The 19,689-nt window shown below is 60.6% G+C and carries 16 protein-coding genes; 11 read left to right on the top strand and 5 right to left on the bottom strand.

Features of this window, described 5'->3' with window-relative positions; genetic code table 11:
* Positions 1–713 precede the first annotated feature (713 nt).
* Complete coding sequence (locus tag N554_RS0125440; protein ID WP_029586075.1) at positions 714–2,345, top strand: FMN-binding glutamate synthase family protein; 1,632 nt, start codon at positions 714–716, stop codon at positions 2,343–2,345.
* A gap of 84 nt (positions 2,346–2,429) precedes the next feature.
* Here the strand turns inward: N554_RS0125440 and N554_RS0125435 are convergent, their stop codons facing one another.
* The 5 genes from N554_RS0125435 to N554_RS0125415 all read right to left on the bottom strand — a co-directional run bounded on the left by N554_RS0125435 (position 2,430) and on the right by N554_RS0125415 (position 9,186).
* On the bottom strand, positions 2,430–3,740 hold the full coding sequence (locus N554_RS0125435) for an ABC transporter ATP-binding protein (protein WP_029586074.1): 1,311 nt from the start codon (positions 3,738–3,740) through the stop codon (positions 2,430–2,432).
* A gap of 13 nt (positions 3,741–3,753) precedes the next feature.
* Positions 3,754–5,487 carry an ABC transporter permease gene (locus N554_RS0125430; RefSeq protein WP_029586073.1) on the bottom strand — a complete coding sequence of 578 codons (1,734 nt, stop codon included), beginning with the start codon at positions 5,485–5,487 and terminating at the stop codon, positions 3,754–3,756.
* Between the two features lie 14 nt (positions 5,488–5,501).
* Entirely contained in the window at positions 5,502–7,505 is a 2,004-nt protein-coding gene (locus N554_RS0125425) for a carbohydrate porin (protein WP_029586072.1), read from the bottom strand.
* 455 nt (positions 7,506–7,960) lie between these two features.
* Positions 7,961–8,224 (bottom strand): hypothetical protein, encoded by a 264-nt coding sequence (locus N554_RS0125420; protein ID WP_029586071.1) that lies wholly within the window; start codon positions 8,222–8,224, stop codon positions 7,961–7,963.
* Positions 8,225–8,370: 146 nt separating this feature from the next.
* Complete coding sequence (locus tag N554_RS0125415) at positions 8,371–9,186, bottom strand: creatininase family protein (protein WP_029586070.1); 816 nt, start codon at positions 9,184–9,186, stop codon at positions 8,371–8,373.
* Positions 9,187–9,296: 110 nt separating this feature from the next.
* Between N554_RS0125415 and N554_RS0125410 the strand changes: the two genes are divergently transcribed.
* From N554_RS0125410 to N554_RS0125365, 10 genes are all read left to right on the top strand, one after another.
* Positions 9,297–10,319, top strand: a complete 1,023-nt coding sequence (locus N554_RS0125410; RefSeq protein WP_029586069.1) for an ABC transporter substrate-binding protein — start codon at positions 9,297–9,299, stop codon at positions 10,317–10,319.
* Between the two features lie 9 nt (positions 10,320–10,328).
* Entirely contained in the window at positions 10,329–11,138 is an 810-nt protein-coding gene (locus N554_RS0125405) for an ABC transporter ATP-binding protein (protein ID WP_029586068.1), read from the top strand.
* Positions 11,135–11,971, top strand: a complete 837-nt coding sequence (locus N554_RS0125400) for an ABC transporter permease (protein WP_051677708.1) — start codon at positions 11,135–11,137, stop codon at positions 11,969–11,971. The genes N554_RS0125405 and N554_RS0125400 overlap by 4 nt, the downstream gene beginning before the upstream one ends.
* The gene (locus N554_RS0125395) at positions 11,971–12,960 is read left to right on the top strand and encodes a 2-hydroxyacid dehydrogenase (protein ID WP_029586066.1); all 990 of its coding nucleotides are present in this window, start codon (positions 11,971–11,973) and stop codon (positions 12,958–12,960) included. The genes N554_RS0125400 and N554_RS0125395 overlap by 1 nt, the downstream gene beginning before the upstream one ends.
* Positions 12,960–13,655, top strand: a complete 696-nt coding sequence (locus tag N554_RS0125390; RefSeq protein ID WP_029586065.1) for an AprI/Inh family metalloprotease inhibitor — start codon at positions 12,960–12,962, stop codon at positions 13,653–13,655. Before N554_RS0125395 ends, N554_RS0125390 begins: the two co-directional genes overlap by 1 nt.
* A 256-nt stretch (positions 13,656–13,911) precedes the next feature.
* On the top strand, positions 13,912–15,756 hold the full coding sequence (gene ftsH / locus N554_RS0125385; protein WP_029586064.1) for an ATP-dependent zinc metalloprotease FtsH: 1,845 nt from the start codon (positions 13,912–13,914) through the stop codon (positions 15,754–15,756).
* 488 nt (positions 15,757–16,244) lie between these two features.
* On the top strand, positions 16,245–16,493 hold the full coding sequence (locus N554_RS0125380) for a DUF2171 domain-containing protein (protein ID WP_029586063.1): 249 nt from the start codon (positions 16,245–16,247) through the stop codon (positions 16,491–16,493).
* Positions 16,494–16,676: 183 nt separating this feature from the next.
* The gene (locus tag N554_RS0125375) at positions 16,677–17,069 is read left to right on the top strand and encodes a YciI family protein (RefSeq protein WP_029586062.1); all 393 of its coding nucleotides are present in this window, start codon (positions 16,677–16,679) and stop codon (positions 17,067–17,069) included.
* Positions 17,070–17,100: 31 nt separating this feature from the next.
* On the top strand, positions 17,101–18,378 hold the full coding sequence (locus N554_RS0125370; protein ID WP_029586061.1) for an RNA polymerase sigma factor: 1,278 nt from the start codon (positions 17,101–17,103) through the stop codon (positions 18,376–18,378).
* 327 nt (positions 18,379–18,705) lie between these two features.
* A partial coding sequence (locus tag N554_RS0125365) for a YihY/virulence factor BrkB family protein (RefSeq protein ID WP_081851412.1) occupies positions 18,706–19,689 on the top strand: 984 nt, incomplete at its 3' end.

Genomic DNA, 19,689 nt, shown 5'->3' with positions numbered 1-19,689 from the left:
CAACTCGTCCTCCTTGCGACAGCGGGGATCCAGCATTCCAGAGCAGCGGAGGTTGAATCGAGAAGCCGCGGGCGTACTGGACCGTCCGGTCGAGCCGGACGGTGACGGCTGGCTTTGGGGCGGGCGACGACGCCTCAACAGTCGTCTGGGCGAACGGAAGGCGTCGGCCGGAGATGCGCCCGCATAGCCACTGAGCCGTGCCGCGCCCCCTCATCCTGAGAGTCTGACTCAAAAAGCGGCCAGTGGAATAGGCCACTTCTAGTCATTGCGAGGAGCGAAGCGACGAAGCAATCCAGTAACAGCCATATTAAATCCTCTGGATTGCTTCGCTACGCTCGCAATGACGGTCTCAAAACCGTTATTTTGTTGCACGCATTTCCGGTCACACTCTGAGGAGGGGCGGCTTCGCCGCGTCTCGAAGGATGAGAGCGGCCGGTGTCCTCATGGTTCGAGACGGCGCAAGGGCGCCTCGTCACCATGAGGAGTCTAAATCAGATGAGGGTCAAGAGTTACGCTGCATTGCAATGAGCGGCCTGACCGCTATATCGCGGTTGGGCGGCCGACTGATTCTGCGCCGACGGCTCGGTCGCTCGCGGGCTGGCCCTGTCATCTCCATGACCTCTGCGCGGGATATCGTGTACAAGATTGTTCGGATGGTTGGATTGGACTGCAGCTAACAAGAATAATGACGACAGAATTGCCCGAGGGATCCCATGGAAACGTTGATGCTTCCGTTCTCGCCGCGCTTCATCGTTCTTACGATATGCAGCGTCGTCACGGTATTGCTACTCGGTGTCGGGATTTTGGATGCCAATCCCAAAGTGTGGGAATTGATCTGGCTTCCGATCGTTATTTTCGGCGCCCTCACATTACTCGGGGTGCGCGATCTCACCCAAAAGAACCACGCGGTGTTGCGGAACTATCCGATCTCGGCGCATCTGCGCTTCCTGCTGGAAGAGATCAGGCCGGAGATGCGGCAGTACTTCTTCGAGAGCGAGAAGGACGGCATGCCGTTCAGCCGCGACACCCGCGCCGTCATCTATCAACGCGCGAAGATGGCGCTCGACAAACGACCCTTCGGTACCCAGGAGGATGTCTATCGCGATGGCTACGAGTGGATGCACCATTCGGTGGCGCCGAAGCCCAGCGCCGACGAGCAATTTCGCGTCACCATCGGCGGCCCGGATTGCACCAAGCCGTATTCGGCATCGGTTTTCAATATCTCGGCGATGAGCTTCGGCGCGCTCAGCCCCAACGCGGTGCGGGCGCTGAATGCCGGTGCCAAAAAGGGCGGCTTCGCGCATGACACCGGCGAGGGCGGGGTCAGTCCCTATCATCGCGAGAACGGCGGCGATCTGATCTGGGAGATTGGTTCGGGATATTTCGGCTGCCGCAACCGGGACGGCTCGTTCAATCCGGAAGAATTCGCGCGCATCGCCGCCGACGATCAGCTCAAGATGGTCGAACTCAAGGTCAGCCAGGGCGCCAAGCCCGGACATGGCGGGGTGCTGCCGGCGGCCAAGGTCTCCGAAGAAATTTCCAAGATCAGAGGCGTCAGTATGGGCGAGGACTGCATCTCGCCGGCCACTCATCGGGCGTTCTCGACCCCGCTCCAAATGATGGCCTTTATCGGTGAGATGCGGCGGCTGTCAGGCGGCAAGCCCGCGGGATTCAAACTATGCATCGGCCATCCCTGGGAATTTCTGGCGATCTGCAAGGCGATGCTGCAGACCGGGATCTATCCGGATTTCATCGTGGTCGACGGCAACGAGGGCGGCACCGGCGCGGCACCGCTGGAATTCATGGACCATCTCGGCATGCCGATGCGGGAGGGCGTCAGTTTGGTCCACAACGCGTTGATCGGCATCAACGCGCGCGATCGCATCCGCATCGGCGCCGCCGGAAAAATAGCGACCGCGTTCGATATGGCGCGCGCCATGGCGATCGGCGCCGACTGGTGCAATTCGGCGCGCGGCTTCATGTTTTCGCTGGGCTGTATCCAGTCGCTGAGCTGCCATACCGATCGATGCCCGACCGGCGTAACCACGCAGGATCCATCCCGCGCCCGCGCGCTGGTGGTGCCGCACAAGATCGAGCGGGTTTACAATTATCATCGAGCCACCCTGCAGGCGCTGGCGGAGCTTCTCGCCGCCGCCGGGCTCGAACATCCGCAGCAATTGCGGCCGATCCATTTCTCGCAGCGAACCTCGACCACCGAGGTGCAGACGTTCGCGAAGCTCTATCCGTCGCTGCGCCCGGGCGAACTGATCGACGGCACCAGCGACCCGCGCTTTCGCGACGCCTGGGCCATGGCGCGGGCCGAAACGTTTGCGCCGGCAGGGTGAGCTGCGCGCATCATCTTTCGCGTCAAAAAACGCGTCAAATCAAAGATCTGGAGCCCGTTTCGATGCTATCGAAACGGAAGGGCGCTAGTGCGGATTTTCGAGGCTGAACAGCTCCGACTGCTCATCGTATGCGAACAATTCCGCATAACGCCCCCATGACACAATCGTCTTCAGCGTTTCGTCCGCATAGTTTTCCGACATGTAGTCTTCGAGTTCGTTGCGGAAGCGCGCGGCGGGGGCCGTGTGCGATGGCCGCTCGTCGAGTACCCTGTGGATCAGACCCATCACCGGCACATAGTTGATGAGATGTTCGGCGAACAACTTCTTGCGGGCGTCGGTTTCCAGGTGGGCAAAGCGCTTGCCGGCATCCGTCAGCATCAGGTCGCCTTCGCTCAACTGGGCAAACCTCAACACTTGAAGCGCCTCACCGAGGTGAAATATCTCATCGGCTTCGAGTTGCAGGTGGCCGGCGAGAACAGGCAGATCGGCGTGCCCGTTATACGGTGGTCCCGCGAGTGTCTCGATCAGACCGGAAAGGACGTTGGACGAGACATGGTCTAGGACCATTCCAACGCTCGTGCCGGGAATGCCATCGAGCGTCGGCATCTTCGGCTCCGCGCGCTGCGTCATGCGGGCATAGACACTGTCCACAAGTTGCCGGAATGTAGGATCGAGACGATTGCGCGGGTGCGGCAGATCGACCTTGATCTCGGCGGCCACACGACCGGGATTGGATGAAAACACGATAATGCGGTCGCACATCAGCACCGCTTCCTCAATGTTATGCGTCACCATCAGCACGGACTTGATCGGCAGCCGACCTTCAACCCAGAGATCGACCAGGTCGGTACGGAGCGTCTCGGCAGTCAGCACATCAAGTGCTGAAAACGGCTCGTCCATCAACAAGAGGTCCGGATGCACGACCAGTGCCCGCGCAAACCCGACGCGCTGACGCATGCCGCCCGATAGTTCCTTCGGATAGGCTGACTCGAATCCATCGAGACCGATCAGGTCGATCGCGGCGAGCGCTCGCGTGCGGCGCTCGGTGCTGTCGATGCCCAGCGCCTCCAGCCCCAACTCGACGTTTTGAAGAACCGTCAGCCATGGAAACAGCGCGAAGGACTGAAACACCATGGAGACGCCGTTCGGTGGCCCCACGATCGTCTCGCCGCGGCACTTGGCGTTGCCTGAGGACGGCGCGATCAGACCGGCGATGATGCGCAATAGCGTCGACTTGCCCGATCCGGATCGGCCGAGCAGGCCGACAATTTCGCCTGAGTGAATCGTCAGATCGACTTTTTCGAGGACCAGCAGCTCCTCGCCGCTTCCTTTCGGGAACGACCGGCAGACGCCGCGGATATCGAGAAGGCTGGTCTGGGTGGTAAGTTCGAGCATGAGTTTCTCCTGATCAGCCGAGGCGAAGACGACGCTCGCCGAAAGCATAGAGCGGCCTCCAGAGCAGCCGGTTGAAAAGCGTAACCAGAATGCACATCACGGCGATTCCGAGAACAACCCGAGGGAAATCGCCGGCTTCCGTCGCCGTCGCTATATAGGCGCCGAGACCGCTGGCCATCAGATGGGTGTCACCCCAGCTTGCGACCTCCGCGACGATGGAGGCATTCCATGATCCGCCCGAGGCGGTAATTGCGCCGGTGATGTAGTACGGAAAAATCCCGGGCAAAATGACTTTCGTCCACCACCGCCATCCCTTGAGGTGAAGGCTGCCGGCGGCCTCCCGGAGGTCGGTCGGGAATGCGCTTGCACCTGCAATGACATTGAACAGGATGTACCACTGGGTCCCCAGGATCATCAGCGGGCTGAGCCAGAGATTTGGGTTCAGGCCATAACGTACGATGATCACCACGAACACCGGGAATGCGAGGTTCGCGGGAAACGCCGCCAGAAATTGGGCGAGCGGCTGGATTCGCTCGGCGAGTTTTGGCCGAAGTCCGATCCAGACGCCCACCGGCACCCAGATCAGGGTCGCGAGCGCAATCAGCACGATGACGCGCGCCAGGGTGATAAACCCGTATCCCACGGCGCTGAAAACGTCCGATGGGCTCAATGTCGTCGATAGATACGCAAAGACCTTCCAGGCGGCGTAGCCGGTGCCTGTGAAGATGACTGCAAACCAGACAGCATCGACGATGAGCGATGATGGGCCGCTTCTGGCCCGCATCTTCAGGCCGCCGGGAAGCGCGATATGCAAATTCGAGACGGCCTTGTTCAAGGTGGCAAACGGATAGGTCAGTGCCCGCAACGCCCGCGTACGACGAAACAGGTCGAGCATCCAGGATGTCGGTGCGCTCGCCGACGCGGTCTGCTCGAACCGGAATTTGTCGGCCCAGGCGACGACCGGCCGAAACAGCAACTGGTCGTAAGCGAGGATGACCAGAAACATCGTCAGCATGGCGTAACTGATCGCGGGGAGATTTTGCTCCTTGATAGCCATGGCCACGTAGGGGCCGATCCCAGGCAATGTCACCGTGGTATCCCCAACCGTTATCGCCTCCGATGCCACCACGAAGAACCAGCCGCCCGACATCGACATCATCGTATTCCAGATCAGGCCGGGCATGGCGAAAGGCACGTCAAGCCGCCAGAAGCGCTGCCATCCGCTGAGGTGAAAGCTTTGCGACGCCTCCTCGAGATCCTTCGGGACGTTGCGCATCGACTGATACATGCTGAAAGTCATGTTCCAGGCTTGGCTGGTGAAAATCGCGAACACGCAGGCGAGTTCGGCGCCGAGCACGCGGCCGGGAAACAAATTCATAAAGAAGACGACGGTGAAGGTCAGAAAGCCGAGGATCGGCACCGACTGCAGGATGTCGAGCAGCGGGATCAGCACCATCCCGGCGCGGCGGCTCTTGGCGGCAAGCGCGGCATAGATGAAGGTAAAGACGATCGAGCAAACGATGGCCAGCATCATCCGCATTGTCGTTCGCAGCGCATAGAGCGGCAGATTGGCTGGATCGAGCGACACCGGAGCAGCGTCGAGGGTGGACAACGGCACCACGGTCTGCTCGCCGCCATAGACGATAAGCACCAGCGCGCCGATCACGAGAACGAACGCAACGCCGTCCCAGATGTTAGGTCGTAGCGCCTGGCCCAGGGTCGGCGCCCGAATATCTTGAAGGGCCATGACAGCCGCCTTATTCAGAACTCACCGTGCAAACGGCCTGAGAAGATCGAGACAGGCCCCCGATCCGCGTTATAGGCCGGGTTTGTGATGAGTTGATAGTCGGCAGTAAAGGTGAAGTTCTTGTCGATCGCGTAAGCGTAATAGGTCTCAAGGATTCGTTCGGTGCGGTAGTTCAGCTGACCGTCGCCGATCAGCAGACCAAGGCCGCCTGCCGCCAGGAAATCGCGGTGCGCGCCGGAAAGCCCATTGATTGCCCCGCCCAGACCGACTGTGTCGTTCGGGCGTCCCCAATAGCTGCCCTTGATCGACAGGCCTCCCGAGATGCTGCGGTCAATATCGGTAAATGACAGGATTTCGTTGCGGCCGTCATTCCAGCTCGCGCGGGCGAACAGGCCGACATCTTTCATGAGCTGCTGTTCGCCGTTGACATAGAAACCATATTTGAGGTTCTGGCGCCGGATGCTTGTCATGACATCGTTGATATCAAGCGCCGGGTCCGCGGCGCTGATCGCCAGCGCGTTGCGGTAGTTTCCGGTATTGCCGCGATTGACGAAGACGCCAAGCCGGAGCTTGCCGGGCTGATCGAAGATTGTGTGGCGTTCTTCAAATTCGACCACGGCTCCGCCGGTCTTGAAGGTGAGGACATCGCTGCTGGGGGCCGCAGGCACTTGCAACAAGCCCGCGCGCAAGGCCCAGTCTTTGCGATTAAGTTCGACCACCGCGCCCCGGGTGAAGCCCGGCAGGTCGGCCGGGAAATCATAGGCCGCGGAAGCCCAGATCGCCCAGTTCATGAAATCGAGGCGCGGGTCTTTTGCATAGGAATTGCCGTCAAACAGATCGCCAACGGCAAATCGCCCGACCGTCACCGTGATGCGATCGATGTCGCGTTTGCCCGGCAGCTGATTGGCGGCATCGGCGACCTCTTCCTGTTCACCCCCCAGCCCGAATGTCTGGCGGAAGAAATAGCGTTGCGGGCGGAATCTCGGATACTCGGCGCCGCCTTTTTGCGCTTCGCCATTCGAAAAGCCTGCCAGGCCCAAAGTGCCGCCGATTCCGAAGCCCTGCGCCAGCTCCGGACCAAAATAGAACTCCCCACCTTCCCACAACCGCCATCCGAGAAAGGCTCCGACCGTCCAGGTCTCTCTTGCTCGTCCGGCGCCGGGCAGGCTGTTCGTGCCTTGATACGGCGAGCGGAAGCTCGGATAGCCCTGCGGAAGGAGCGTCGTCTGGGCGTGGACGTTCCAGTCCGTGGATGGGGGAAGGGTGGGTGGTCTGATGGCGTAGTCAGTCGATGTCGCTGAAAGCGGCGTGTCCCAGATTTTGTAGTTCAGTCCAAGTTTGACCGCATGGATCTTCGGATCCACCTGGATGTCCGGCAGCGGCACGTCGGCAAGCCGATAGGTTCGGGCGCCTGGATCAATGTAGTCATATTCGAGTTTTGCGCTCCATCTGGCATCGGTGGCATATTCGACGCCAGCGCCTGCGGTCCAGCCGAGATGTGTATGCCCGCGCTCGGACAACACGCTGCCGTCAACACCATTGATGTCAAGGCGGGTCCGGGCCCAGGCAAGGCCGCCAGTCACGTAAGGCAGCAGCGTTCCGAACGCGTAACCGATCCGGCCACGGGCCGTGGCAGAATAGTCCAGCGTCGTGTTGAAGGGTGCCGGCACAAGTCTCGGGCGATCAACTATGCTTTTGAACGAGACATCGAGTTCGGCGCCGAACACCAGATTGTTCGGGAGCTGAAAGTTATAACCGGCCTGATAGCCACCGATCAGGCCCGTGGTGCTGTGGGGGAAGAACACGCCCTGGAGCGGTAGAGGATTGGTACCGGGACCGAAATTGCCGCCGCCATAACCGACATGACCGCCCAGATAAAATCCGGTCCAGTTATGAACAGCGGCAAATACGGGCGCCTTGAACGGCATGTCCGCCGCGACCGTCGGGCCATCGAGCACGAGCAGGCTCACACCCACGCCGGCGAATACGCTTTCCCAGTATCGGCAGCAGCGGTTCATCGTGTGGATGTTTCCAGCGCGTGCATTCCAGCGTCTCTATTCCTCATAACTGCATATTTGCAGGCGCTTCTATCAAATAGGCCCATCAATCCCCCGCCAATGCCTCGGGATTGGCCGACCCCCGGCCAAAATTGGACCAAGGCCGCGGCGGAACCCATTGTCGGAGCTTTATTGCGATTAATTCGCAATAGCAAGAAGGATCAAAGCAGATGCCGTCAAATGGCATCATCGAGTGACGTTCGCGCAACACCGCGGATTACTCCGCCGGCAAAAAAGATGACCCGCCCGGGGGGGGGCGACCGGGCGGGTCGGGTGCGGCACGGGGTGGATGAGGCGCCGGTGCCGGACGCAGATCCACATGAGAGCGTTTTGCGTGAAGAAAACCGCTAAACAGAAAACGGGAGCCTCGCTTCTGATTCAATCAGAACCGTATGGGGCTCTAGCGCAGTCGATCCTCAGTAATTACAGGCACGCACGCGGCCGACGTAGCGGCCAAAGGCGTCGAACTGGCGAACCCAGCGGCAGCGGCTATAGCCGTCATAGGAGTAGCCGTTGTTGCTGGTGGCGATCGCGGTGCCGATGATGGCGGCTCCAACGAGACCAGCTCCGACGCCCCAACCGAGGCCCTTGGCCTCTACCTGGGTGGTCGTGGAAGCCATGCTGCCGGTGACGGCAAGCGCGGCCAGCGCAAGAGCGGCAATTTTGGTTTTGATCGACATGAGAAACTCCATCCGGTTAGGGCGGGGCCATTGTGGCCCGCGTACCCAGTTGGACGGAGCGTCTTCGAATCCGGTTCGAATTGCGCTTCCCGAATTTACTGTCCCGAGTATTTCAATGTAATTACAGATACTTAGCTGGGATGCCGTCAGCGCTTCGGGCGGTCCGAAAGCGTTCCCGGATCAAATTTGTCGACGTCGGACAGCAACTCGCAGAACGCACGCGCACCGTGATCGAGCAAAATTTCGCCTTTCTCCGCGGAGGCTTTCGTCGCATTGCCGGCGGCGCCGCTCGGGTGAAGATCCTGCGCCTGCCATGCGAACGGCGCCGGCCGGTGCGCTGAAAGCCAGCGATAATCCGTTTCCATCGCGATGGAGGCGGGACGAAAATCGGCGATCTCATGGCTGCGCACATGCTGCTTGTATCGCGCCAGCATGATCGATGTCTCGACCGCGCCGCCGTGAATGCCGTGACGCAATTCTTCCGCTGAGAATAATCCCTCGGGCGCACCGAAGCGGGACCATCCCGTGGTGACCGCGAGAAGCCCGCATCTCGCCCGCAGATCCTGCCCGACAAGGCTCATCGCCGCACTGTTGCCGCCGTGGCTGGTGACCATCACCAGCTTTCTGATGCCTGCGCGCGCCACGCTTTCACCGAGCGCCATCCAGGTCTTCAGCGCAACATCCGTCGGCAGCGTTAGCGTGCCCGGATAGTCGATGTGCTCGGTGGAAATCCCGACCGGTTGCAGCGGAAGGAAGGTCGCGGGAATGCTGCCTGAGAGAAGCTCGCGCACCCGCGCAAGATAGGCTTGTGCGATCATGACGTCGGTCCCGACCGGCAAATGCGGACCGTGCTGTTCGGTCGCCGCCAGCGGCAAGACCGCAATCCATCGTGCCGGCTCCGCGCCGGAAAGGTCAGGCCAGTGGATGTCGCTCCAATCGCGCGGAGGCAGTGTCGAAGTCATCAAGCGAAATGTTTCTTTAGGTGGATTTGCGAGGTAGTTTGCGTTCCAAAGGACGCACCCGGCGTCCAGCGCCTCCTATCATGGGCCAGAATGATCGACGGAGTCCAATCATGAACCCGGCTCATTTGCTGCGATCGTTAACGGTTGGCCTGGTAGCCATCCTCACGGCCCTGTCGCCCGTGGCCGCCCAAACCGCGCCGGACAAGGTGTCGTTCGGAACCAACTGGGTTGCCGAGGCCGAGCACGGTGGGTTTTTCCAGGCGCTGGCCGACGGCACCTACAAGAACTATGGGCTCGACGTCACCATCGTGCCGGGCGGCCCAAACGACAACAATCGCATGTTGCTGATTGCCGGCAAACTCGACTTCTTCATGTGCGCGAACACCCTGATGTCGTTCGATGCGGTCGCCAACAACGTGCCATTGGTATCGGTCGCCGCCATCTTCCAGAAGGACCCGCAGGTCTTCCTGACCCATCCGGCATCGAAAGTCTCGAAACTCGAAGACCTCAAGCCGCTGACGCTGTTCGTGTCCAAGGAAGGCATCTCCAGCTATTTTCAATGGCTGAAGTCCGAATATAAATTCAGCGAAGCAAAGATCAGGCCCTACACCTTCAACCCGCAGCCGTTTCTCGCCGACCGGCAAAGCGCAATGCAGGGCTATGTCACCTCGGAGCCTTTCGCGATCGAAAAAGCGGCGAAGTTCAAGCCGGGCATCATCCTGCTGGCAGATTACGGATTCAACAGCTACTCGACATTGATCGAGACCCGCCGCGAGCTGATCGACAACAAGCCGGACCTGGTTCAGCGTTTCGTCGACGCTTCGATCATCGGTTTGTACAACTATCTCTATGGCGACAACGCGCCCGGCAACGCGATGATCAAGAAGCTCAATCCTGAGATGACCGACGAGTTGCTGGCCTACTCGATCAACAAGATGAAGGAATATGGCATTGTCGATTCGGGCGACACCGTGCGCGACGGTATCGGCGCGATGAGCGACGCTCGGGCAGCAAGCTTCTTCGACAAGATGGTGCGGGCCGGCGTGGTTCGTCCCGATATCGACTTCCGCAAGGCGTACACGCTTCGCTTCGTCAACAAGGGCGTCGGGTTGAATCTGCGGCCCAAGAACTAGGACGCGGCGATGGTCAAGCCCGCCACATTGTCCGAAACCGACCCCGGAGCCGGTCTCGCCGTGAGACTGCGCGGTGTCACCAAGGTTTATGACAGCGGCGTGGTGGCGCTGGGACCGCTCGACTTCGACGTCAGAAAAGGCGAGTTCGTTTCCCTGCTCGGACCGTCGGGCTGCGGAAAGTCGACCGCGCTCCGCCTGATCGCAGGCTTGAACGCGCCGACCTCCGGAACCGTCGGCGTCTCGCACGGCGCGGGTGAGGTGCGTTCGGGCCGCTCGATCGGCTTTGTGTTCCAGGAGCCGACGCTGATGCCGTGGAGCAGCGTGCGCGAAAATGTGCGGCTGCCGCTGAAATTGGCGCATGTACCGGCGGCGGAGGCGAACGCGCGCATCGATGGGGCCTTGGCCCAAGTTGGGCTTTCTGAATTTGCCGAAGCTTTTCCGCGCGAATTGTCCGGCGGCATGAAAATGCGGGTCTCGCTGGCGCGCGCGTTGGTCACCGATCCGGATATCCTTCTAATGGATGAACCGTTCGCCGCGCTTGATGAGATCACACGCTTTCGGCTGAACAACGACCTGCTCTCGCTGTGGCAAAACTTGCGTAAAACCGTCATTTTCGTCACGCATTCGGTGTTCGAGTCGGTGTATTTGTCGCAGCGCGTGATCGTCATGACGGCCCGGCCCGGCCGCATGGGCGCTGAGATTCGCATCGTCGCCGAGCCGCGCGGAGAAGATTTTCGAACCTCCGCCGACTACGCCGGCTATTGCCGGAAAGTCTCGCGCGCGCTGGCGCCGTCGCAGCCCGGGCGGCGCGGTTCATGAACTCGTTGCAAGCCCCGCCCTTGTCCGCCGAGCAGGCAACGCCGGACAGCCGCACCGCGCGGCTTATCCGAATCCTGCTTCCCATTGCCGTGCTTGCGGCGGGCGTGGCGATATGGGAACTCGTGGTGCGCATCAACAATATTCCACCCTATGTGCTGCCGGGACCAGGCGCGGTATTCGGGACGCTCGTCGCCGATTGGCCGATACTGTCGCAATCGCTGCTGACCACGCTAATGACCACGCTCGAGGGATTTCTGGCCGCTGCGATCGGTGGCGTCGCATTGGCGCTATTGTTCAATCAATCGAAATGGCTGGAATATTCGCTGTTTCCCTATGCGGTGATCCTTCAGGTCACGCCGGTGATTGCGATCGCGCCGCTGCTCTTGATTTATCTTCCGCAGCAGACCGCGGTCATTGTCTGCGCCTGGATCGTCGGATTCTTCCCGGTGCTGTCCAACACCACGCTTGGACTGAATTCCGTCGATCGCAATCTGGCCGGGCTGTTTCAGCTTTACGGCGCGTCGCGAATGCAGACGCTGCGTTATCTCAAATTGCCGTCGGCGTTGCCATTCATCCTCGGCGGATTGCGGATCGCGGGCGGCCTGTCGTTGATCGGCGCCGTGGTCGCCGAGATCGCGGCGGGCTCCGCCGGCGCAGGTTCAGGACTAGCTTATCGAATCGCCGAATCGGGCTACCGTTTGAATATTCCCCGAATGTTTGCAGCGTTGCTGTTGCTCTCCGCTGCCGGGATTGTCATCTATGGGCTGCTGGCGCTAACCTCGCATCTTGCGTTGCGGCGCTGGCATGAGAGTGCGCTTGGAAAGGAAAACTGATGGCGGGCGGGAATATTTCTTCGGAAAAAGTCGATTTGCTGATCTACGGGCCGAGCAGGCCGATCCTAGAGAACGGTTTTTCCGATCAGTTCGTCCGTCATGCTTTTGAAAGCAAGCACGACCTGGAGCGATTGGCTCCGGCGGTCGCCGAGAAAATCCGCGGTATCGCGGTTACCTACCACAGCGTGCCGGCCGACAAGACAGCGCTGGCGCGTTTTCCGAAGCTTGAGATCGTCGCGAGCTTCGGCGTCGGCTACGATCACGTCGATTCCACCTACGCCCGCGAACACAACATCGTCGTGACCAATACGCCGGACGTACTGACCGAAGAGGTCGCGGATGTCGCGATGGGACTCTTGATTGCGACCCTGCGCGAGTTCATCAAAGCCGACCGTTACTTGCGTTCCGGCCTCTGGTTGACGCAAAATTTTCCCTTGAGTGTCGGTTCGCTCAGGGATCGCAAGGTCGGGATCGTCGGCATGGGGCGGATCGGCCAGGCGATCGGGCGCAGGCTGGATGCCTCGCGCGTTCCCGTCGCCTATCACTCGCGCAATCGGTCACCCAGCGTGTCGTATCAGCATTATCCCGATCTGATCGAGATGGCGAAGGCGGTCGATACGCTGATCGTTATTGTCCCTGGAGGCGCTTCGACCGCGAAAATGATCAATGCCGACGTCTTGAAAGCGCTCGGACCACGCGGCGTGGTCATCAACGTGGCGCGCGGCTCGGTGATCGATGAGCCGGCCCTGATCGCTGCGCTGAAGTCCGGGACCATTCTGGCAGCGGGGCTGGATGTGTTCGCCAACGAACCGACGGTGCCGGATGAATTGCGCACCATGCAGAACGTGGTGCTGCTTCCGCATATCGGCTCCGCTTCGGTGGTGACGCGAAATGCCATGGATCAGCTGGTGGTCGACAATCTGAAAGCCTGGTTCGCGGGAAAGCCGCCGCTGACGCCGGTACCGGAGACGCCTGTGAAGGGACGCTGATGACGGGTCGCTTTGGCATTGCGCTTGCGGCGCTTTTGGCGATGGTCGCCTGCGGATCGCCGGCGCAATCGCAGGATGCCTCGACCTTAAAGAAAGAGATGATCGGCCAGTGGGAGCTCTCGACCACTGAGCGCAGCAAGACCTGCGTCGTCACGTTGAAGGGCGATGCGACGCCGCTCGGTCTGAAGCTTGAACTAGATCCCGGCTGCGCGGCGGCGCTGCCGTTCACCAGGGATATCATTGCCTGGAACGTCAAGGGACTGGATATCGTGCGGCTGCAGGATGCCGCGGGACATCCGGTGATAGACTTTACTGAAGTTGAGAGCGGGATTTTCGAGGGCTTAAGGACCGGCGAGGGTATCTACATTTTACAGAATCTCGCCGCTGCGCGCTCGCTGGCAAAATCGATGGACCAGATGATCGGCGACTGGGCGATGGTTCGCGGCAATGGCCTGTCGATCTGCGGCCTGACCCTGACCAACACGGAGGCCACGCCGGACAATTTCGTTGTTTACCTCAAGCCGCGCTGCGATCCGGGCGTCGTAGCGTTTGCCCCGACGGTATGGCGGCTGGAGCGCGGCGCGTTGTTGCTGATGTCGGCCGGCGGCGAGGTCTGGCGCTTTGAAGCCGACGACAACGCGCAGTGGCGGCGGGTGCCTGACAGCGCCGATCCGCTGATCATGCTGCGGCAATAGTCCGCAAACAACCGGTCCGGCGTCACCTGCCGGTCAATATCGCCCAATTGGCGATCCGAAAGCGATGCGGGTCCCTGAGAGCCGGCTGCAGCTTGCCATGATCTTGCTGGCTGGCCAGGAAACAGAATCAGCCATTCCGGCGTTGATCTCGCGGAAAACAGCGCCGATTCGCAGGCCCGCGGAGGGGCGCCGCAAACTGCCTGAGGACGTTCGTCGCAGGGACCCAACCGGAGGCCTGACAATGACGAAGCAAACCATGACGAAGCAAACCCGCTTCAATATCGGATACGCGATTGGCGCCATCTTTCTGGTACTCATCATTCAATACATCGTCTCGATCGGTAGTCAGATCGCGCCGATTTCCTACAGTGAGTTTCAGCGCCTGTTGCACGAAGGCAAGATAGAAAGCGTCGGTGTCTCCGACCGCTTCCTCCAGGGAACCCTGAAGGAGCCGTTACCCGGCGGCCAAAAGCAGTTCGTCACGACCAGGGTCGATCAGGAATTCGCAGGCGAGCTCGACAAGTATGGGGTCCGCTACACCGGCCAGATTGAGAGCACGTTCTTGCGCGACCTGTTGTCGTGGGTCATGCCCGTTCTCCTATTCGTGGGCTTGTGGTGGTATCTCGGCAAGCGGTTAGCGGGCTCACAAGGTCTCGGCGGCGGGCTGATGTCGATCGGCAAAAGCAAGGCCAAGATCTATGTCGAAGCTGATACCGGTGTCACATTCGACGACGTTGCCGGCGTCGACGAAGCCAAGGATGAACTGCGGGAAGTCGTGGACTTCCTGAAAAATCCGGCAAGCTACGGCCGGCTCGGTGGCCGCATGCCGAAGGGCGTGTTGCTGGTCGGCCCGCCCGGCACCGGCAAGACGCTGTTGGCCAAGACGGTGGCCGGCGAAGCAAAGGTGCCGTTCTTTTCGATCTCGGGTTCGGAATTCGTCGAAATGTTCGTAGGTGTGGGTGCGGCGCGCGTGCGCGACTTGTTCCAGCAGGCGCACCAGCAGGCACCCGCCATCATCTTTATCGACGAACTCGATGCTCTCGGCCGAGCGCGCGGCATCGGTCCCTATGCCGGAGGCCACGACGAAAAGGAGCAAACGCTCAATCAGCTCCTGGTCGAACTCGACGGTTTCGACTCGCGTTCGGGGCTCGTCATTCTGGCGGCCACCAACCGGCCTGAGATTCTCGATCCCGCGCTGCTGCGCGCCGGCCGGTTCGACCGCCAGGTGCTGGTCGACCGGCCCGACAAGAAAGGCCGTGTGCAGATTCTGCAGGTTCACATGAAGAAGGTGAAAGTCGCGCCCGATGTGGACGTCGAGAAGATCGCAGCCCTTACGCCGGGCTTTACCGGCGCCGACCTCGCCAATCTCGTCAACGAAGCAGCACTTCTTGCGACGAGGAGAGGAGCAGATGCCACGTCGTTGGCAGACTTCGGCAACGCTGTCGAACGAATCGTGGCGGGTCTGGAGAAGCGAAACAGGCTGCTCAACCCCAAGGAGCGGGAGATCGTCGCCTATCACGAAATGGGCCATGCTCTCGTGGCGCTTGCATTGCCAGGTGTCGATCCGGTTCACAAGGTGTCGATTATCCCGCGCGGCATCGGCTCGCTTGGTTATACCATCCAGCGTCCGACCGAGGATCGCTTCCTGATGACGCGCGAGGAACTGGAGAACAAGATGGCCGTGTTGCTCGGCGGTCGCGCCGCCGAGCTGATCGTGTTCGATCATCTTTCGACCGGCGCCGCCGATGACCTCCGGCGCGTCACCGACATCGCTCAAAGCATGGTGACCCGCTACGGGATGTCGGAAAAGCTCGGCAATGTGGCCTATGATCGTGATCCGCGCACCTTCTTGACCGGGCCCAATCTTCCATCGCCACCGCACGAACGGGAGTATGCGGAAAAGACAGCGGCGACCGTTGACGAAGAGGTCCGGGCCAATGTCGAAAAAGCGTTCCAGCGCGCGCTCGAGCTGCTCAGGGAACGGCGCGCCGTTCTCGATCGCACGGCCCGCCGTCTGCTGGAGACGGAGACGCTGGAGGAGGCGGAGCTGTTGCGACTGGTCAACGATCCGAAGGCTCAACCGCAAGCCGCTGCCGAATAGGGGCAAAATTTACGAACGCTCACGCAATGGCTGGTGCCGACAGCGCCGATCCGCTGACCAGGCTGCGGCAGTAAGGTCATACCAGCCGCAAGCCTTCACGCCGCCATCGCCATTCTTCCCATTCCGGTGAAGAGGACACGGTGAAGTGCCTTGTTGGCGCCGCGATGTTCCATTTCAATTGACGGGCGACGGATGGGAGGGCGCCAAAGTCAGGGTACTTCGAGACGTAACACACCGTGCGGGGACGCGTGCTGAGGGAGATCATCATGCCTGATAATCCGCTGAGCATCGCGGAGATCGACGACCGCATAGCTATTGTAAGAGAAAATCTCCGCGAATTGGTCGAGCAGGCAGCTGGATATTCCGGCGCGGCGGATGAGGAGATGACATCGCGACGTATTGCCGAACAGCAGGCTCAGCTCGAACTCCTGACCAAGCAGCGCGATGAGATCTCTCAATCAAGTCTTGACGAGAGCGAGGAGAAATCAATGAAAAGCGTCAAAGAGCATATGCAGGTGATCGGAGCAGACGGCGTTCATATCGGAACTGTCGATCGCGTTGAAAACGGCCGGATCAAGCTCACGAAGGCCGACAGCGGCGAGGGACGCCACAAAGGCCATCATCATTTCATAGATTTGGGGCTGGTCGCGGATGTCGAAGGACAGAATGTGCGCCTGTCGGCGAATGCAGCAGTAGCAGTCACACTGGAAGAGGAACAGTCAGGAAAATCCACCTGAACCGTCTCGATTGTCTATGCAATCCCGGCTCCCGCAAAGGCGAAAGCCGGGATTGTTCGTTTCAATAGCAGCGATTTTTTTTCAGCCCGATGTCGATCCGGCGCCGGCAGCTTCGTCTTACTTATTTAGCGAGAGATTTTCGCAGGCTGGGTGCCTGCGGCTCGCCTTCAAAGGAGTTTTCAGATGCGCTTCATGTCTATCATCACCTCCGCCCATTTTGGGCTTCCGACGCCGGAACTGATGGAGGCGATGGGCAAGCTCGCCGACCGGGAGATCAAGGCCGGCCGCATGATCGATAGTGGCGGGTTGATGCCGGTCGCCACCGGCGCACAGGTGCGGATAACGGACGGGAAGCTCAGCGTCGTCGACGGCCCGTTCGTGGAAACCAAGGAGGTGATCGGCGGCTACGCGATCTTCGAGTTCAGAGATAAGGAAGAGGCCGTGGCCGCGGCGGTCGAGTTCATGCAGCTCCACAAGGAGCACATGCCCGGCTGGGAAGGGACGTGCGAGGTTCGTGCGCTTGCCATGCGGGACCATGAAGGAGCGTGTCAGGTAAATGCGGTCGCCCACGCCTGATGCAAGGGTTGAGTAAACCCGGTCGGCCGCCATGACGGCGGCCGATATTCATCGCACGATCCAGGCGGTCTGGCGGATCGAGCAGCCGCGGCTGATCACCAGCCTTTCGCGGATGCTGCGTGACGTGCCGCTCGCCGAGGACCTGACACAGGAAGCCTTGCTGGCGGCGCTCGAGCATTGGCCCGCCACAGGCATTCCCCAAAAACCTGGCGCATGGCTCATGGCGACCGCCAAGCGCCGGGCGCTGGATCATCTGCGTCGCGGCCGAATGCTCGCGCGCAAGCACGAGATGCTGGCGCGGGACATGGACGAGGAGCAGCGGGCGATGCCCGATCTGGACGCCGGGCTGGACGATGATATCGGCGACGAACTGCTTCGGCTGATCTTCACCGCCTGTCATCCGATTTTGTCGCGAGAGGCCCGCGCGGCGCTTGCGCTGCGGATGATCTGCGGCCTGACCACCGAGGAGATCGCGAGAGCCTTCCTGTTGCCGGAGGCGACAATCGCCCAGCGTATCGTGCGGGCGAAGCGGACGCTTTCGGAATCGGGACTGGCTTACGAGACTCCGCGCGGCGAGGAGATATCGAACCGGCTCGCCTCGGTGCTGGAGGTCGTCTACCTCATTTTCAACGAAGGCTACACCGCGGCGCGCGGCGATGATTGGCTGCGGCCGCAGCTCTGCCATGACGCGCTTCGCATGGGCCGCGTGCTCACCTCGATCGCGCCGCATGAGCCTGAAGCCCATGGGTTGCTCGCGTTGATGGAGCTGAACGCCTCGCGCATCGCGGCGCGCACCGATGCAACGGGCGAGCCCATCCTGATGCTGGACCAGAACCGCGCGCTCTGGGACCAGCTCCAGATCCGACGTGGATTGCAGGCGCTGAGCCGGGCGGGAGAGCTCGGCGGAACGGGCGGTTTTTACGCGCTGCAGGCGGCGATCGTCGCCTGCCACGCCCGGGCGATCACGGCGCAAGAGACCGACTGGTCGCGGATATCGGGATTCTATGCGCAACTCGCGGAACTCGTTCATTCGCCGATCATCGAACTCAATCGCGCGGTTGCCATCGGCATGGCTGAAGGCCCCGAAGTAGCGCTGCCGATCGTGGACCGCCTGGTGCGTGAGCCCGCCCTCAAATCGTATCACCTGGTGGAAAGCGTTCGAGGCGACCTGCTCCAAAAACTCGGCCGCCATGAGGAAGCGCGCGCCGCGTTCGAGGTGGCGGCAGGGCTGGCCGGCAACAAGCGTGAACACGATCTGCTGAGGCGGCGCGCTGCCGAGGCGGCCAATGCGGCGATGTCGTCAAGCTAGACGAGGGTCTGGCGGGACTGAAGCGTCAACAAAACTCCGGCATGCCGCGCAACGCAGTCATAGACCCTGAAGACCGGCGCCGTGGGCTAACTAGCCAGCGAGCTAGCGCCGCCGCGCTAGAAAAACAAACAGGCTTACAACCAACCCTGTTCGTTGGGCAGCTCGACGGGGCCGCTTCCCACCTTGTTTTCTGTTCCACCCGATCATCGAACCGAAAATTTTTGGGACAAAGGAACGCAACTTACAAGGAACTGTTTGCTTTTCGAGCAGGCGATCGGGTCCACGCAAGGGAACCAATCGTTCGTCGCAACAGAACGAGGAACTGCGATGGAAGACCAACGCGCCAGTCGAACTGGTCACCGACGGGTGCCGCAGGATGGGTACGATCCCGACCGGGGTCGGCTCGCGGAGAAGCCGTCCGATATTCCGGCCCGGGGATGGAAAGACGTTCTTTGGCGAGTCTATCAAAATATTGGAAGGGATCGCGTCGTTGCGCTGGCCGCCAGCGTGGCATTCTACTCCATTCTCGCGCTGTTTCCCGCTATTGCGGCGCTGGTAGCCTTGTATGGATTGTTCGCAGATCCCAACACCATCGCGGCGCAACTCAATAGCCTTTCCGGGATTCTTCCGGAGGGTGCACTGCACGTCCTGGGCGACCAGATGAAGCGTATCGCCGCCCAAGGAAATAATACGCTGGGGGTGACATTCATTGTCGGTCTGGCGACCGCGCTCTGGAGTGCAAATGCCGGCATCAAATCGCTTTTCGACACATTGAACCTCGTCAACAAAGAGCCCGAGAAGAGAGGCTTCATAGAGCTGAATGCAATCTCCTTGACGTTCACCTTGGCTGCGATTGTCTTCGTGCTTGTGGCTTTGGGCGCGATGGTGGTGCTTCCGATCGCCTTGAATTACCTGGGCATTGCCATTGAAGCCGAGCTGGCGGTGAAAATTCTTCGATGGCCCGCACTGCTCATTGTGGTGATGGTTGGCCTTGGCCTTGTCTATCGTTACGGTCCTAGCCGCGCCAAGCCGAAGTGGCGGTGGATCACATGGGGCAGCGCCTTTGCTGCGATCGGGTGGCTCGCTGTTTCCATTCTGTTTTCCTGGTACACCGCCAACTTCGGCAATTACAATACAACCTACGGTTCACTCGGGGCGGTGATCGGCTTCATGGTCTGGATATGGCTCTCCATCATCGTCGTTCTTCTTGGGGCGGAATTGAACGCAGAGATCGAGCACCAATCCGCGCGGGATACGACGACAGGCACTGCAAAGCCGATGGGTTTTCGCGGCGCCAAAATGGCCGACACA

Source organism: Bradyrhizobium sp. URHD0069 (genome assembly GCF_000701345.1).
Classification (GTDB): domain Bacteria; phylum Pseudomonadota; class Alphaproteobacteria; order Rhizobiales; family Xanthobacteraceae; genus Bradyrhizobium.
This window is presented reverse-complemented; position numbering and strand designations above follow the sequence as displayed.